15 protein-coding genes are annotated in these 15,163 nt (G+C 61.0%); 7 read left to right on the top strand and 8 right to left on the bottom strand.

What is annotated here, in order from left to right:
• Positions 1 to 5: 5 nt before the first annotated feature.
• The 5 genes from fliI to HDE75_RS02140 form a co-directional block, all read right to left on the bottom strand.
• Complete coding sequence (fliI, locus tag HDE75_RS02160) at positions 6 to 1,316, bottom strand: flagellar protein export ATPase FliI (protein ID WP_183676438.1); 1,311 nt, start codon at positions 1,314 to 1,316, stop codon at positions 6 to 8.
• Positions 1,313 to 2,002 carry a flagellar assembly protein FliH gene (gene fliH, locus HDE75_RS02155; protein ID WP_183676439.1) on the bottom strand — a complete coding sequence of 230 codons (690 nt, stop codon included), beginning with the start codon at positions 2,000 to 2,002 and terminating at the stop codon, positions 1,313 to 1,315. The genes fliI and fliH overlap by 4 nt, the downstream gene beginning before the upstream one ends.
• Entirely contained in the window at positions 1,999 to 3,039 is a 1,041-nt protein-coding gene (locus HDE75_RS02150) for a flagellar motor switch protein FliG (protein WP_183676440.1), read from the bottom strand. The genes fliH and HDE75_RS02150 overlap by 4 nt, the downstream gene beginning before the upstream one ends.
• The gene (gene fliF / locus HDE75_RS02145) at positions 3,017 to 4,729 is read right to left on the bottom strand and encodes a flagellar basal-body MS-ring/collar protein FliF (RefSeq protein ID WP_183676441.1); all 1,713 of its coding nucleotides are present in this window, start codon (positions 4,727 to 4,729) and stop codon (positions 3,017 to 3,019) included. Before fliF ends, HDE75_RS02150 begins: the two co-directional genes overlap by 23 nt.
• 73 nt (positions 4,730 to 4,802) lie before the next feature.
• Positions 4,803 to 5,141, bottom strand: a complete 339-nt coding sequence (locus HDE75_RS02140; protein WP_183676442.1) for a flagellar hook-basal body complex protein FliE — start codon at positions 5,139 to 5,141, stop codon at positions 4,803 to 4,805.
• A 573-nt stretch (positions 5,142 to 5,714) separates the two neighbouring features.
• Here HDE75_RS02140 and HDE75_RS02135 point away from each other — a divergent pair.
• The 7 genes from HDE75_RS02135 to HDE75_RS02105 are packed head-to-tail and all read left to right on the top strand — an operon-like array spanning position 5,715 to position 12,031.
• The gene (locus tag HDE75_RS02135; RefSeq protein ID WP_183676443.1) at positions 5,715 to 6,599 is read left to right on the top strand and encodes a FliM/FliN family flagellar motor switch protein; all 885 of its coding nucleotides are present in this window, start codon (positions 5,715 to 5,717) and stop codon (positions 6,597 to 6,599) included.
• Position 6,600: 1 nt separating this feature from the next.
• The gene (locus HDE75_RS02130; RefSeq protein WP_183676444.1) at positions 6,601 to 6,966 is read left to right on the top strand and encodes a FliM/FliN family flagellar motor switch protein; all 366 of its coding nucleotides are present in this window, start codon (positions 6,601 to 6,603) and stop codon (positions 6,964 to 6,966) included.
• A complete protein-coding gene (gene fliP, locus HDE75_RS02125) occupies positions 6,963 to 7,733 on the top strand; it encodes a flagellar type III secretion system pore protein FliP (RefSeq protein ID WP_183676445.1) in 771 nt (256 codons plus the stop codon). The genes HDE75_RS02130 and fliP overlap by 4 nt, the downstream gene beginning before the upstream one ends.
• Positions 7,734 to 8,006, top strand: coding sequence for a flagellar biosynthesis protein FliQ (fliQ, locus tag HDE75_RS02120; protein ID WP_300758155.1), 273 nt, complete (start codon positions 7,734 to 7,736; stop codon positions 8,004 to 8,006).
• An 11-nt stretch (positions 8,007 to 8,017) separates the two neighbouring features.
• Positions 8,018 to 8,818, top strand: a complete 801-nt coding sequence (locus HDE75_RS02115) for a flagellar biosynthetic protein FliR (protein WP_183676446.1) — start codon at positions 8,018 to 8,020, stop codon at positions 8,816 to 8,818.
• A complete protein-coding gene (gene flhB / locus HDE75_RS02110) occupies positions 8,808 to 9,947 on the top strand; it encodes a flagellar type III secretion system protein FlhB (protein ID WP_183676447.1) in 1,140 nt (379 codons plus the stop codon). The genes HDE75_RS02115 and flhB overlap by 11 nt, the downstream gene beginning before the upstream one ends.
• Positions 9,944 to 12,031: a flagellar biosynthesis protein FlhA gene (locus HDE75_RS02105; RefSeq protein WP_183676448.1), complete on the top strand. Its 2,088-nt coding sequence runs from the start codon at positions 9,944 to 9,946 to the stop codon at positions 12,029 to 12,031. The genes flhB and HDE75_RS02105 overlap by 4 nt, the downstream gene beginning before the upstream one ends.
• Positions 12,032 to 12,069: 38 nt before the next feature.
• On the opposite strand, the gene HDE75_RS02100 is transcribed toward HDE75_RS02105, so the two are convergent.
• From HDE75_RS02100 to HDE75_RS02090, 3 genes are all read right to left on the bottom strand, one after another.
• On the bottom strand, positions 12,070 to 13,164 hold the full coding sequence (locus tag HDE75_RS02100) for a hypothetical protein (RefSeq protein ID WP_183676449.1): 1,095 nt from the start codon (positions 13,162 to 13,164) through the stop codon (positions 12,070 to 12,072).
• A gap of 49 nt (positions 13,165 to 13,213) precedes the next feature.
• Complete coding sequence (locus tag HDE75_RS02095) at positions 13,214 to 14,092, bottom strand: flagellin N-terminal helical domain-containing protein (RefSeq protein WP_183676450.1); 879 nt, start codon at positions 14,090 to 14,092, stop codon at positions 13,214 to 13,216.
• Positions 14,093 to 14,255: 163 nt separating this feature from the next.
• The gene (locus tag HDE75_RS02090; protein WP_183676451.1) at positions 14,256 to 15,140 is read right to left on the bottom strand and encodes a flagellin N-terminal helical domain-containing protein; all 885 of its coding nucleotides are present in this window, start codon (positions 15,138 to 15,140) and stop codon (positions 14,256 to 14,258) included.
• Positions 15,141 to 15,163 lie beyond the last annotated feature (23 nt).

The raw sequence follows: 15,163 nt of genomic DNA, 5'->3' as shown, positions 1-15,163 counted from the left end.
GGGGTCTACGCCATCATTTGTTCAAGTTGTGCGATACACGGCGCCATCGGCGCCGCTTCCTTGGTGCCCTGGCACAGAAATGCCTCGATCTGCGGATGCAGCTGCACCGCCTTGTCGGTAACCGGGTCGGCGCCGGGCACGTAGGCGCCCAGCGGGATCAGGTCGCGCACGCGCGCATGGCGCGCCATCGAGGCCTTCAGCGCGCGCGCCGACAGCTGATGTTCGGGCGTGATCACTTGCGCCATGCAGCGGCTGATCGAGGCGGCGATATCGATCGCCGGGTAGTGGCCCCGTTCGGCCAGTTCGCGCGTGAGCACGATGTGGCCGTCGAGAATCGCGCGCGCCGTATCGACCACCGGGTCTTGCTGGTCATCGCCTTCGGCCAACACGGTATAAATCGCGCTCATGCTGCCATCTTCATGGGCGCCATTGCCGGCGCTCTCCACCAGTTGCGGTAAATTCGAAAAGACCGAAGGCGGATAACCGCGCGTGGCCGGCGGCTCGCCCAGGGCCAGCGCCACTTCGCGCAGCGCCATCGCGTAGCGCGTCAGCGAATCGACCAGCAGCAGCACATGCTTGCCCTGGTCGCGGTAATGGGCGGCAATCGAATGGCATAGTTCGGTAGCCATGATGCGCATCAAGGGCGATTCGTCGGCCGGGGCGATCACCAGCACGGCTTTCTTCAAGCCTTCTTCGCCGAGCGACTTTTCGACGAACTCGCGTACTTCGCGGCCCCGTTCGCCGATCAGGCCCACCACTACCACGTCGGCCACCGTCTGGCGCGTGATCAGGCCCAGCAGCACGCTTTTGCCGACGCCGCTGCCTGCCATCAGGCCCACGCGCTGTCCCTTGCCCAGGGTCAGCATGCTGTTAATCGCCCGCACGCCGACGTCCAGCGCTTCGACGACAGGCTGTTTTTTCAGGGGATTGATTTTTGGCGGCGTCACTTCCAGCGTGTGCTCGCCACCGAGGCGGCCCAGGTCATCGATCGGTTCGCCCAGGCCATTGACCATGCGGCCCAGCCACGACGGGCCGATCTGCAGGCTGGCCTTGTCGGGCAGCGGCAAGACGCGCGCACCGGTGGTCAGGCCGGTCGCCTTCTTGAATGGCATCAGGTACGACAGCTTGTCGCGGAAACCCACCACTTGCGCATCGAGCCATTCGCCACTGACAGTTTCAATCTGACAACGCTGGCCCGTATGCAGCCGGCAGCCAGCGCTTTCCAGCAGCAGGCCGGAAGCGCCGACCAGGCGGCCGGTGGGGGTCGCGACCGGGATGTCACCGATCTCGAAACTGCGCAGCGTGTCGGCGATCATGCAGGCGCGCCCTGGTCGGCGTGTTCAGCGGCCAGCGCCAGGTGGCTGCTGACCTGGTCCATGCAGGCAGACAGGCGCTGATGGCAGCCCGCGTCGACTTCATTGTCGCCCGCCTTGATGCGGCATTCGCCGGCGTCCAGGCGTGCGTCGGCGATCAGATTCCAGCGTTTGGCCCGCTTGGGATCGAGTTCGCTGATGCGTTTCAACTCTTCAGGATTGAGATAGACGTCGATTTCTTCGCGCGTGGGCGGCATCGAGGCCAGGGTTTCATCGACCAGGGCCAGCAGCTGCACCGGCTGCAGCGCCAGTTCGGCGCGGATCACCTGGCGCGCCACCTTGGCCACCAGGTCGACCACTTCCTTGCGCTGCGCGGCGCGGTAGTCGGCGCGCACTTTTTTCAGGTCGCGCAAAATGGCATCGACAGGGCGGGCCAGCTTGTCCAGCGCCACCAGGGTTTCATTGCGGCCTTCTTCGCGGCCTTGCGCCACGCCATCGCTGCGGCCGGCATCATAGCCGTCTTGCTGGCCTTGCACCAGGCCCACTTCATAGCCGTCGCGCTGGCCCTGTTCGAAGCCTTCCGAGACGGACGCCTGCCACTGGCCGTCCGTATCTTCGGAAGCGGCGCGCTGGCCGGCCGCGATGAATTGCGACAGCGGCGGAAAGCGGTAGGAGCGGAAGTGCTTCATTCGATCACCGCCTCGGCAAACAGCTGCACTTCGATTTCGCCGGCGTCGGCCAGGCCCTTGACAGTGGCCATGATTTCCTGGCGCGTCTGTTCGATACGCGACAGCGGCACAGGGCCGGAACGGCGCATCATGTCTTCGAAGCTTTGTGCCTGGCGGCGCGGCATGGTTTTCAGCACCGCATCGCGCACGGCCGGTTCCGCGCCCTTGAGCGCAATCGCCCACTGTTCCATCGGCACGTCTTCCAGGATGCGCGTGAGCGTGACATCGCTTTGCGTGGCCAGGATCAGGAAGTCGTACATGCTCAGTTCGATTTCCGACACCACTTCCGGATCGTGGGCGCGCAGCAGTTCCACCAGGGCCGTGCGGTTGCCCGGCATGCGGTTCAGGATTTCGGCCGCCTGGCGTATGCCTTCCACGCTGGTGCTTTGCGTGTCCAGCGTGCCCAGGCAGCGGCCCACCAGTTCATCGAGTTCGATCAGCAGATCGCGGTCGATCTCGTCCAGGCGCGCCAGGTTCAGCAGCACCAGGTCGCGCCCTTCGACGGGCAGCGCATCGAGGATCTGGCCAGCCAGCGCGGGCGGCAAAAAGGCCAGGAACACGGCTTGCATCTGTACGTGTTCGTTGACGATATATTCGGCCAGCCATTTTGGCGAAGCCCACTGCAGGCGCGCCATTTTCGGGCGGATGGCGTCGCCATAGATATTGTTGAGCACGCTGTTGGCGATATCGCTGCCCAGCGCCATGTCCAGCGAGCGCTTCAGGTAGCTGCGCGAGGCGCCGTGCACGCCGCTTTGCTGGCGGTAATCGTCGAAGAAGGTTTGCATGGCTGTCTTGACTGCCTCGACCTTGATGCCGCTCATGCGCGACATCACTTGCGTGACCTCCAGCAATTCTTCGCGCGACAGGCAGCGCAGCACGCCGGCCGCCTGTTCCTCGCCTATGCTCAGCAGCACGATGGCCGCCTGTTCCACAGGGGTCAGGCTGACGCTTTCGTACTCAGGAGCGTCAGGGAAATTATTGTTGTTGAGTTCGGCCATTTTTCTGCATCCATTGTTTGACGACTTCGGCGACACGCTCGGGTTCTTTTTCCGCCAGCACTTTCAGGTGGTCGACCATTACGTCGACATCTGAACCAGGCGGCGGCAAGTTGTAGTTTTCCAGCAGCGGCACCACCGGCATGCTGCCAGAGGCTGCTGCGCCTTCCAGCGCCGGTGCGCCGTTGGCGGCCAGTGCAGCGACGCCATCGGCGCCCGCTGCCGTGCCGCTGCCGGCGATCGCCAGGGCAGGGTCCAGCTGCTTGAGCACAGGCGGCGCCAGGCGTGCGGTCAGCAGGCGCATCAAAGGACGCAGGATCAGGAAGTAGCCGAGTACGGCGCCCAGCGCGTACAGCAGCCAGCTGCTGAAGTCGACGACGGTATCGCGCTCTTCCCACCACTGCGCCACAGGCGGCTTGGCAGGGAAGGCCAGCGCCGTCAGGCTCAGGCTATCGCCGCGCTGGGCGTTGATGCCCAGGCCGCTGCGCAGCATCTTTTCAATATTCGCCAGTTCGGCCGGGGTCCAGCCGGTTTTCGGATTCGGTGCAGCGGCGCTGTTCAGTACCACGGCCACGCTGAGTTTTTCCAGGCGGCCACGGCTACGCTTGATTTGCGTGATGCTGCGGTCGTAGGCGTACTGGCGCGTGGTGGCGTTCTTGCGGGCGCTGCCGTCGTCCGGCGGTTTTGGCGCGTCGCCAGCGGCTGGAGCAGCGGCGCCAGTCGGGGCCGGTACGGCGGCTGCCGGTGGGCGGTTCGACAGGCTGCCAGGAATGCCGGCCACGGTGCGGTTGCGTTCCTGCTCTTCGCGCATCGCTTCGCTTGTCACCTTCGGTGCTTCGCCGTATTTTTCCAGCGTTTCTTCGACCCGGTCGTTATCGACGGCGGCCGTCACGCTCAGCTTGAAATTGTCTTCGCCGATGACAGGGCCCAGCAGGCCGGTGACATTGCGGCGGATCTCATCCTGCACACGTTTGGCGCCTTCATTGCCGGCGGCCGAAGCGTCAAAGCCGTCCGTCAGGTCGATATGGGAAGAGAGCAGGTTGCCGGCTTGGTCGACCAGGCTCACGCGCGTGGGCGCCAGGCTGGCCACGCTGCCGGCGACCATGTTGATCACGGCAGCGATCTGTTCCGGCGCCAGTGTGCGGCCCGGTTTCAGCGCCACCACCACCGAGGCGGACGACTTGTCGCCATCGCTGGCCACGAACGAGGTGGACTTGGCAATCGACAGGTGGACGCGCGCCGAGGCGATCGCGTCCATGGTCATGATGCTTTGCGCCAACTCGCCTTCCAGGCCGCGGCGGAAGCGCACGTCCTGCACGAATTGCGACACGCCCAGCGGGTCGTTCTTGTCCATCAGTTCCAGGCCGGCCGGCAATTGCGCCGTCACGCCTTTCGAGGCCAGCAGCATGCGCACACGGCCCAGCATGGCGTCAGGCACCAGTACCTGGCCACTATCGGGGTGCAGACGATATGGAATATGTTCGGCGTCGAGCGTGGCCATCATGTCCGATACCGCCACTTTTTCGCGCGCGCCGAACACTGGCTTGTAATTGGCCTGGTCGCGCCAGAAATACATGGTCACCATGGCGGTGATGCCGACGGCGAGCACGACGATAGGAAGCAGGTTCTTCAGCAGATTAGGCGGGATGGCGGTCTGGCCGCCAGGGCGCCAGCGCGCAAATGCGGACTTCATGGTGGTTATCACTTGGGGTAACTTTCGCTGTGAGGCTGGGCGTGGATCAGGGCGTGGCGCTTGTGGATATTACTTACAGGGGCAGCTTGATCAATTCGTCGACGGCGCCCATGACTTTGTTGCGCACTTGCATCAACATGGAGAAGGACAGGCTCGCTTCCTGGCTAGCCATCATGGCGCCGACCAGGTCGTCGCTCTTGCCGCTGTCGACATCGCTCATTTTTTGCGCAGCCAGACGGTCATCGTTGTTGACCTTGTTGACGGCGTCTTTCATGCTTTGCGCGAAAGAGAAACCGGATGGTTCTCCTGCGCCGAAGGTGGCGGCCGGCGCGATGCTGTTGCCCAGTGTTTGTGCGGCGTTGCTTAATGCTGCCAGATCGGCCTTGATCAGACCTGCGAGTTCATTGCTCATCTTGCCCTCTATGTATATGCGATGCCGTATCAATCAGAATTACTGGTGTTGCCATTTCAGCGTGCTGCGCCTGCTACTGTGCCGCAACGCCTGGTCCGATGCCGGACCCATCAGTTTTATCAATTGCCACGCCACGTCATTCAAGAACGACTTTCAAGCAAATTCACGCGATCGACTGCACACACTATTTGCAAGGCCATGACAAGCATGATTAACCGATGGGATTTCTACAGGTGGCAATTATCTGAACTTAAAAAACTGCCATAAAAAAACGGTCATCAGGTAAGTGGAATGGCGCACTGCAAATCTAAATTTTGTCGCTGTAAGCTTACCTTGAAGCAACTATAAAGTAAAGGGAGTATTGTCTCAAGGACTATTGATACATGGCAATATTTGAGGATTTCCTGTATTGTTCAGCACCGTAGTCATCTAGCATGCTGCATGATGCGCAATCGTTTGCCTTGCACTGATTTTCAGTCGCCGCCAAGGGCATGGACTGCTGTATTTACTATATTTAATTCCGGGCGATCCGTATAATTTGTTCTGCCAACGCAATACCGACATGACCATTACATGACAACCCTTACCAAGACAGATCAAACGTTACGCCATCAAGTCCTCGATTCCTGTCTGCTTGGACGTCCTGTCCATTTGCTGCACGTGTTCGGTGCGCAATTACGCGATGACCTGGCGGCAGCGCTGCGCCAGCCGATGAGCCGCCGTTACTGGGGTAGTTTCCAGGTCGACGCCGTGACCTTGTCGCGCGTCGAGCAGGAAAACAGCGCCAACCGCTGGCTGAGCTTTGCTACGCCGGCAGGCCAGGCAGGTTTCAGCCTGGAGCGCCAGATCCTTTTGAGCGTGCTCAACTATCGCTATGGTAGTGGCGGCAGTACAGCGGCCAAGGGGGCGCTGCCCGATCCTGCGCTGGTGCGCGTGACGGCAACCGAAGAGCGGCTCGCTGTGGTGCTTGGACAACAACTGGTGAGCAGCCTGTTCGCCCGCATTCAAAAGAATTTACACGCTGTCGGCAAGTCCGGCAGCGAGGCCGCCGGTGAAAGTGCAGTGCAGTCGGGCGTGCATCCGGCGCATGGCAGTTGGATCGTCACGGTCGCCGTGAGCGACGTCGACGCCGGCCAGAGCGGCTCTTTCTGGTTTTCGCTCGATAAGCACCTGATGGCCGACGTGCTGCGCGGCTTGCTGCCGGAACGTGCGCAAGCCAAGAAGGCCTTGCGCGGCAGCGTGCGTCCGCTGGCGTCGCGCCTGCAGGTGACGCTGGAAGGGCGTCTGGTCAGCAAGCAGGTGCAACTGGGCGCCTTGTTCGACTTGCGCGTGGGCGACGTGATCCCCGTCAGCCTGAGCCGCACCGATGTGATGCTCGACGATTCCCGTTTATTTACTGCAGCAGTTTCCGAACACAAGGGCAAGCTCTGTTTAACCTCATTTGAAGACGTTGAATAATATGAATATGACCGATACCAACCAGAGCGAAACCCTGCTGGAAGACCTGGGTGATGAGATGATCATCGACCAGGGCGACGTTGCCGACGTCAGCAGCACCCGCGCGCGCCGCGACATCCCGCAAATGATGCGCAAGATTCCCGTCACCCTGACCCTGGAAGTGGGCTCGGCCCGCATCTCGCTCGAAGAGCTGATGGCGATCGGTCCCGAGAGCGTGATCGAACTCGACATGCTGGCCGGCGAGCCGCTGGTGATCAAGGTCAATGGTACGCCGATCGGCCGTGCCGAAGTGGTGGTGGCCGGCGAAAATTACGGCCTGAAGGTAATCGACCTGGATGGCCTCAATCTCGACATGATGACAGCATGAAGCTGGCGGTACCCGGTGTGACCCGGCGCCGCGCAGTGCTGGCGGCGGGCTTGCTCGCGCCTTTGCTGATGCTGTGCTGCGCCTCGGCTGGCGCGCAGGATCTGCTGGGCGGCATCGTGCCCGGCGCAAAGACTGACCTGACTGTCAAGACGCAAGTGCTGGTCGTCATGACCCTGCTCGGCTTGCTGCCGGTGATGGTCATGATGATGACCAGCTTTACCCGTTTCGTGATCGTGCTGTCCCTGCTGCGCCAGGCGCTGGGCCTGCAGCAGGGCTTGCCCAACCGTATTGTCACCGGCATCGCCCTGATCCTCACCTTGCTGGTGATGCGCCCGATCGGCGACCAGGTCTGGAAAGATGCCTTCGTGCCTTACGACCGCGACCAGATCGGCATGCAGGAAGCGCTGAAGATCGCCGAAGTGCCGATTTCGCGTTTCATGCTGGCGCAGACCAGCAAGGCCGCGCTGGCGCAGATCGCCCATCTGGCTGGCGAGCCGTCGACCATGCGCCCGCAAGACCATAGCTTTACGGTCAAGCTGGCGGCATTTGTCTTGTCCGAACTCAAGACGGCCTTCCAGATAGGCTGCATGCTGTTCATTCCATTCCTGATCATCGACCTGGTAGTGGCGTCCGTACTGATGGCGATGGGTATGATGATGCTCTCGCCGCTGGTCATCTCGCTGCCGTTCAAGCTGCTGCTGTTCGTGCTGGTCGATGGCTGGACCCTGACCGTCAACACGCTGGTCACCAGCATACAGGCGTATTGAATGCTGACCCCTGAAGTTGCCGTTGACCTGATTATCGAAGCGCTGCGCATCGTCATGCTGCTGGTGGTCATTTTGGTCGTTCCCGGTTTGCTGACGGGCCTGGTGGTGGCGCTGGTGCAGGCCGCCACCCAGATCAACGAGCAAACCCTGAGCTTCCTGCCGCGCCTGCTGGTAACCTTGCTGGCCCTGATACTGGCCGGACGCTGGATGTCGGGCTACCTGATGGATTATTGCGTTTCCATTTTTCAGCGCGCGGCCACCCTGGTCGGATAGCGCAGCGCGCCATGGATCAGATTTTCAATCAGGTACTGCCGTTTCTGCTGGCCGTGTGGTGGCCGTTTTGCCGCATCCTCGCCATGCTCAGCGCCTCGCCGGTCATCGGTGATGCGATGGTGCCGACGCCGGTGCGCGTGCTGCTGTCGCTGATACTGGCGATTTTGATGCTGCCCGTGATGCAGGCGTCGGGCGCCTCGCAGGAGTTGCTGAAGATCGATCCGTTTTCGCTGTATGCCGTCGTCGCCACCTTGGAGCAGGCCGTGATCGGCTTCATCCTGGGACTGGCGTTTCACTTTGCCATGTCCGTGATGTCGGTACTCGGCTATATGATATCGAGCCAGGTTGGTTTTTCCATGGCCATCATGAATGATCCGCTCAACGGTACTTCGTCGGACGTGATTTCCGGTTTGCTCAGCATCATGTGCATGATCGTCTTCTTTGCCGTCGATGGCCACCTGGTGCTGACTGGTGTGATCGGCGCCAGCTTCAAGGCCTGGCCGGTGGGGCAGGGGTATGGCCCGCTGCTGCTGCAAACGGTGGCCTATAACGTGGCCTGGATTTTTTCGGCCGCGATGCTGCTGGCCTTGCCGATCGTGTTTTCCACCATGGTGGTGCAGCTGGGTTTTGGTTTCCTCAACCGCGTGGCGCCGTCGCTGAACCTGTTTTCGCTGGGTTTTTCCATGATCACCATGTTTGGCCTGCTGATGCTGACACAGATCGTGAAATTCATACCGGAACACTATATCGCCATGACCAACCGGGTGCTGGAAATGATCACCGAACAGATGCGGGTGGCCCATGGCGGATAGCAGCACGGGCGATAAAACCGAAAAGGCGTCACAGCAGAAGCTCAAGAAGTCGCGCGAAGAAGGGCAGGTGGTGCGGTCGCGCGACCTGTCGACGGCGCTGGGCATTTTGATCAGCATGAAGCTGTTCGTCTATCTGTTGCCCGGTTATCTCGAAACGTTCCGGGAATTGTTTGCCATGTCCTTCATGCCGCTCGATAGTGTCGGCGCGCTCGACAATGCCATGTCGATGGCGTTTACCACGTCGGTAGGGCTGTTGATCAAGATGATCGTGCCGCTGTTTTGCGTGCCGCTGTTTGTCGTGCTGGGCTCGCTGATTCCCGGTGGCTGGGTCATCAGCACCAAAAACTGGATGCCCAAGCTGGAACGCATGAGTCCGGCCAAGAACCTGGGACGGCTCATTACGCCCAAGCATGGTTTCGAATTCCTGATTTCCATCGCCAAGGCGGTGGTGCTGTGTATGGTGCTGGTGCATGTCAGCCGCTCCAGCCTGTCGCAGTATGTCGATTTGCAGCATAGACCCTTGCAGCAAGCCATGCTCGATGGTTCCAGCCTGATGCTCGACAGTTTGATGGCGCTGATTTTCGTGTTTGTCCTGTTCGCCATTATCGACGTGCCCGCGCAGGCGTTTTTCTTTGCCCGCAACCAGCGCATGAGCAAGAAGGATGTGAAGGAAGAACACAAGAGCAGCGAAGGGCGGCCTGAAGTGCGCCAGCGCATCCGCCAGCTGCAGCAGCAGATAGGCCGGCGCAGCGTCCGTAAAACCGTTCCTGGCGCCGACGTGGTGATCGTCAATCCCGAGCATTACGCCGTTGCGCTCAAGTATGACCAGGATCGCGCCGAGGCGCCGTTCGTGGTCGCCAAGGGCGTCGATGAAATGGCGCTGTATATCAAGCAGGTGGCGAAGGAGCACGGTATCGAGACTTTGGAATTGCCGCCGCTGGCGCGCGCCATTTATAACACCAGCCAGGTGCAGCAGCAGATTCCCGTACCGCTATACCAGGCTGTGTCGCAAGTGCTGAACTATATCTTGCAGCTGAAGGCATTCCGTTCTGGGCAGCGTACTGCCCAGCCCCCATTTCCAACCGAGGTGCTTGTGCCATCTCATCTGAGCGAGGTTGTACCGACATGAATTTCCTGAACCGCGTGGTTGCTGAAATGCGCCGCCACAAGTTCGCCACGCCGCTGTTCCTGCTGGTGATACTGGCCATGATCATCTTGCCGCTGCCGCCGGTGCTGCTCGATATCTTGTTCACTTTCAATATCGTGCTGGCACTGATCGTCATCCTGGTCAGCGTCTCGGCCAAGCGGCCGCTGGACTTCTCGGTATTCCCGACGGTGATCCTGGCCACCACCATGCTCAGGCTGACCCTGAACGTGGCGTCCACGCGCGTGGTGCTGCTGCATGGCCATACGGGAGCGGATGCGGCCGGTAAGGTGATCGAGGCCTTCGGTAATGTGGTGATCGGCGGCAACTTCGTGGTCGGTATCGTGGTCTTCGTGATCTTGATGATCATCAACTTTGCCGTGGTGACCAAGGGTGCCGAGCGTATTTCGGAAGTATCCGCGCGCTTCACCCTGGATGCCTTGCCCGGTAAACAGATGGCGATTGACGCCGACTTGAACGCCGGCCTGATCAACCAGGAAAAAGCCCAGATCCGCCGCAAGGACGTGGCCGCCGAAGCGGACTTTTATGGCGCCATGGACGGCGCCTCCAAATTCGTGCGCGGCGACGCCGTCGCCAGTATCCTGATTCTGATCATCAATATGGTGGGCGGCGTGGCCATCGGCTCGCTGATGCACGACCTGTCGTTCGGCGACGCCTTCCGCCAGTACGCACTGCTGACCATCGGTGATGGCCTGGTAGCGCAAATCCCGGCGCTGCTGCTGTCGGCCGCGGCCGCTATCCTGGTGACCCGTATCAGCGATTCGGGCGACTTCGAACAACAGGTGGCAGGCCAGGTATTGACCTCGCCAACCGTGATTTTCAGCGCGTCCGGCATGATGGTGGCGCTGGCCCTGATCCCGGGCATGCCGTGGTTCATGTTCATGACGTTCGCCGCCGTGCTGGCCTTTGTCGCCTGGCGTTTGACACAGCGCGTGAAGAAGCCGGACCCGGCGGGCCTGGCCGCCATCGAGGCAGCCTTGCGCGACGACCGTCCGGCCGAGATGGAGTGGCAGCAACTGCCGGCCGTGCAGCCTTTGATGGTGATGCTCGGTTACAAGCTGGTGGGCATGGTCGATAAAACGCAAGGCGAACCATTGAACAAGCGCGTGCGCGGTGTGCGCCAGAGCCTGTCTGAAGCGATGGGCTTGCTGTTGCCGGCGATCGGCGTGCGCGACGACCTGGGACTGAAACCCTCGCAGTACTCGATCGTGCTGTCGGGCACGGTGGTGGCCCAGGCCGAAGTGCAGGCCGACCGGCTGATGGCGATACCGTCGCCAAATGTGTATGGACAACTCGATGGCATCCCCGGCATCGAACCTGCGTACGGCATGCCTGTCACCTGGATCGAGCCGGCCGCCAAAGCCCATGCGCTGGGCCTGGGCTACCAGGTGATCGAGGCGCCGAGCGTGATCGCCACGCATTTGTCGAAGATGGTGCGCGAGTATTTGCCTGAACTGTTCCGCCACGAAGACGTGTCGGCCATGATGGAGCGCCTGACTGCGCTGTCGCCCAAGCTGGCGTCCACCCTGGACAAGGCGCTCACGCATACGCAGCTGCTGCGCGTATTCCGTGTGTTGCTGACGGAAAACGTGTCGCTGAAAGATATCGTGCCGATCGCCACCACCCTGGTCGACAGTGCCGAGACGACCAAGGACCCGATTTTGCTGGCGGCCGAAGTGCGCTGCGCCTTGCGGCGCCAGATCGTCACTGGCCTGTTCGGCCAAAAGATGGAAATGCAGGCGTTTAACCTGGGCGGGGATTTGGAAAACATGTTGCTCGGTTCCTTGAACCAGGCGCGCCAGGCAGGCAAGGTCACGCTGGACAATTACCCGATCGATCCGCATCTGTTGTCGCAGCTGCAAGTCAACATGCCGGTGGCGCGCGAACAGATGAAGCAGCAGGGCACGCCGCCTTTGCTGCTGGTGCTGCCGCAGATCCGTCCGCTGCTGGCCCGCTACGCCCGCCTGTTTGCGCCGGGCTTGCACGTGCTGTCATATAACGAAATCCCCGAGAACCGTGAGGTCAGTATTATCGGAACAGTAGGGTAAACAAAAAAAACCGGCGCATGCGCCGGTTTTTTATTGGATCAATCCTGTTCGTCTATTGGCGGCAGCAAATCTTCCACTGGTGATCCGGCCAGCAGCAGGAACTCTTCGTCTGGTGCCGCGGTATCTTCCTCATCGCCGTAGTCATAACCGAGCGGCGCCGCCACTTCTTTCGAGGCGGCGATTACTGGCTCAGGTGTTGGGGAAGGGGCAGGCTCGTCGGCTTGCGCTGCTGTTTCTGCCTCAGGCTGGGTCAGCAGCAGCGCCACTTCGGCCATGGCGCGGAACAGCGGCAGCGATAGGGAGGCGGCTGCCGCCTGCATGGGGAAGTTGCCGTGCACGCGTTGCGCATGCAGCTGGCGGTTCAGGCGGCAGCGCACCACGTGCAGGCCGGCGTGCCGTATGGCTTCGGCGATCCCGGGCAAGGCCCGGCGCAGATGGCGCATGGCCGCTTCTTCTTCGGCGGCCAGTTCCAGCAGCACGCCGTCACCCACCGGTTCCATCTGGATCAGCACGCGGCCTATGCGGGCTATCATCAATTCCACGCGCAAGGCGACCTTGGCGCGGCGCCGGGGCGGGGCGTGTTCTTCGTCTTCATCGCTGGCCAGCACGCGCAGCATCAGCCGCTGTCCGCCCCAGCCGTAGACGGCAAAACGCCACGCTTCGCTATCGAGCAGCAATGGAGGGCGCGGGCCTTCGCGCAGCAGGGCTGGCTGCTGTTCCGCCATGAACAGGTTGCCGGGCACATGCTGGCCGCGCGCCTGTTCTTGCAACACGGCATATTGTTCGCCATAGGTTTTCACCATCACGCGCCAGGACGCGGCCAGTTGCGCCGGATCGGGCGGCTGCCACACCAGCTGGCGCGTAAAGAACAGTTGATTGACTTGCATGGCGCTGCTGTCGCGCGCGGTGGCGCCGCTGCCATCGGCGTTGGGCTTGATCAGGGCAGCCAGGCCGTCTTGTCCTTGCTGTAATTGCGCGGGCAGGGTGCCCGCATCGGGCGCAGGCGCCATATACGGGCCGACGGGCACCAGCGGCTGCACCACGCCTGGCGTCATCGGCGTAGCCATGCTGACATCGAGACGCTGCGTGATCAGGGGCAGGGCATTGCCTGCCGAAATACGGTCTATCGCCATGCCACTGCTTTCACATAAAAGTATTTAAAAAACAGGCGTTTGACCGCCATCATGGCTGCAGCAGCGACAGGATCAGTTTCGCCATGCCCTGGCTTTGCTTGATCATGGCCGTGCTGGCCTGCAACAGCATTTGCGCCGAGGTCATGTTTGCGCTTTCGGCGGCGTAATCGACATCCATGATGCGGCCTATCGCGATTCTGGTGTTGGTCACCATATTACCCAAATTATTGTTGACGTGATCGAGACGGCTGCCAGCCGCGCCCAGTGCCGAGCGCACGCCAGCGACTTGATTGATCGCGTCGGCCAGCAGATCGATCATGCCATTCGCGCCGCCATTGCTGCTGATCTCGTTGCCGGCCGCCGCCGTGGCGGCGAAGTGGGCGGACAGGCTTTGCAGTGCCGTGTCCAGCGTGGCCATCTTGCCAGATACATCGAAGCCCATGGTTTCGCTGCCCGACGCGCCGATCTGGAAGACCATCGCGGCCGACAGGGTGCCCGTGCCGGCGTTGCCATTGCCCAGCAGCTTGCTGCCGCCAAAGCTGGTGTTGCGCATGATGTTATACAGCTCCGCGCCCAGCGCATCGTATTCGCCTTGCATGGCGTCGCGGTCTTGCTGGTTGGACGAAGCATCGGCTGCCTGCGTGGCCAGGTCTTTCATGCGCATCAGCATGCTGGTGACTTCGCCAAACGCGCCTTCGGCCGTCTGCAGCATCGAGGTGCTGTTTTGCGTATTGCGCATGGCCACCTGCATGCCGCTGGCCTGGGCCCGCAGGCGCGTGGCGATCTGCAGGCCGGCTGCGTCATCCATCGCCGAATTGATGCGAAAGCCCGTGGCCAGGCGCGTCATTGATGTCGACAGCATGGCTTGCGCGCGGGCTGCGGCGTTTTGTGCGTACAGTGCGGCGATATTGGTGTAGAGGCTCAGCACTTGGCGCTTCCGGTAGGGTTTGTTCTATCTTGTATAAGCGACTAGGTGAAGAACATCGTTAAATGGTACGGCAATATAATTCAATCAAGATGCAGGCGAAAAAAAAGCCAGACCGTAGTCTGGCTTTTTGATGACTGGCTGCAAGCAGCCAGGCAAGCAATGATTATTGCAACAGGGACATAACCATTTGCGACATGCTGTTCGATTGTTTCAGCATCGCGGTACCAGCTTGCAGCAGCATTTGCGACGAGGTCATGTTCGAGCTCTCGGTCGCGTAGTCGGTGTCCATGATGCGGCCGGTAGCGGCTTTGGTGTTGGTCGAAATGTTCGACAAGTTGTTGTTGATGTGGTCCAGACGGTTGGCAGCAGCACCCAGTTGCGAGTTGACGGTGCCAACAGCGCTGATCGCGGTGGTCAGGTTGGCGATAGCGGTCGTGGCGCCGCCGGTTGCCGTCAGTTCGGCGCCGGCGGTGGCGGCGCCGGTAGCTGCGAAGTTTGCGCTGGCGCTGTTCAGAGCCGTGTTCAGGGCAGCCAGGTTGGTCGTTGCATTCAGGCTCATGGTTTCAGTCGAGCTGGCGCCGATCTGGAAAGTCATCGCTGACGACAGTGTGCCGGAAGTTGCGGTAGCACCGTCGCCCAGCAGCGTGGTGCCGCCGAAGCTGGTGTTCTTCATGACGTTTTTCAGTTCCAGACCCAGTGCATCGAATTCCGATTGCATTGCGGTTTTGTCGTCGGCGCTGGACGAAGCATCGGCTGCCTGGGTAGCCAAGTCTTTCATGCGGACCAGCATGTTGGTCACTTCACCAAACGCGCCCATTGCCGTTTGCAGCAGCGAGGTGCTGTTTTGGGTATTGTTCATCGCAACGGTCATGCCGCTGGTTTGAGCTTTCAGACGGGTTGCGATTTGCAGGCCAGCAGCGTCATCCATTGCCGAGTTGATGCGGAAACCGGTGCTCAGGCGCGTCATCGAGGTCGACAGGGAAGCTTGGGTTTTAGCGATCGAGTTTTGTGCGGACAGCGACGCGTTGTTGGTGTGTAAACTCAGCATGGGTGAAACTCCTAATAAGGTAA

It is taken from the genome of Janthinobacterium silvisoli (genome assembly GCF_014200725.1).
Lineage (GTDB): Bacteria > Pseudomonadota > Gammaproteobacteria > Burkholderiales > Burkholderiaceae_D > Janthinobacterium.
The sequence above is the reverse complement of the archived record's forward strand: the minus strand, read 5'-3'. Positions and strand labels throughout refer to the sequence as shown.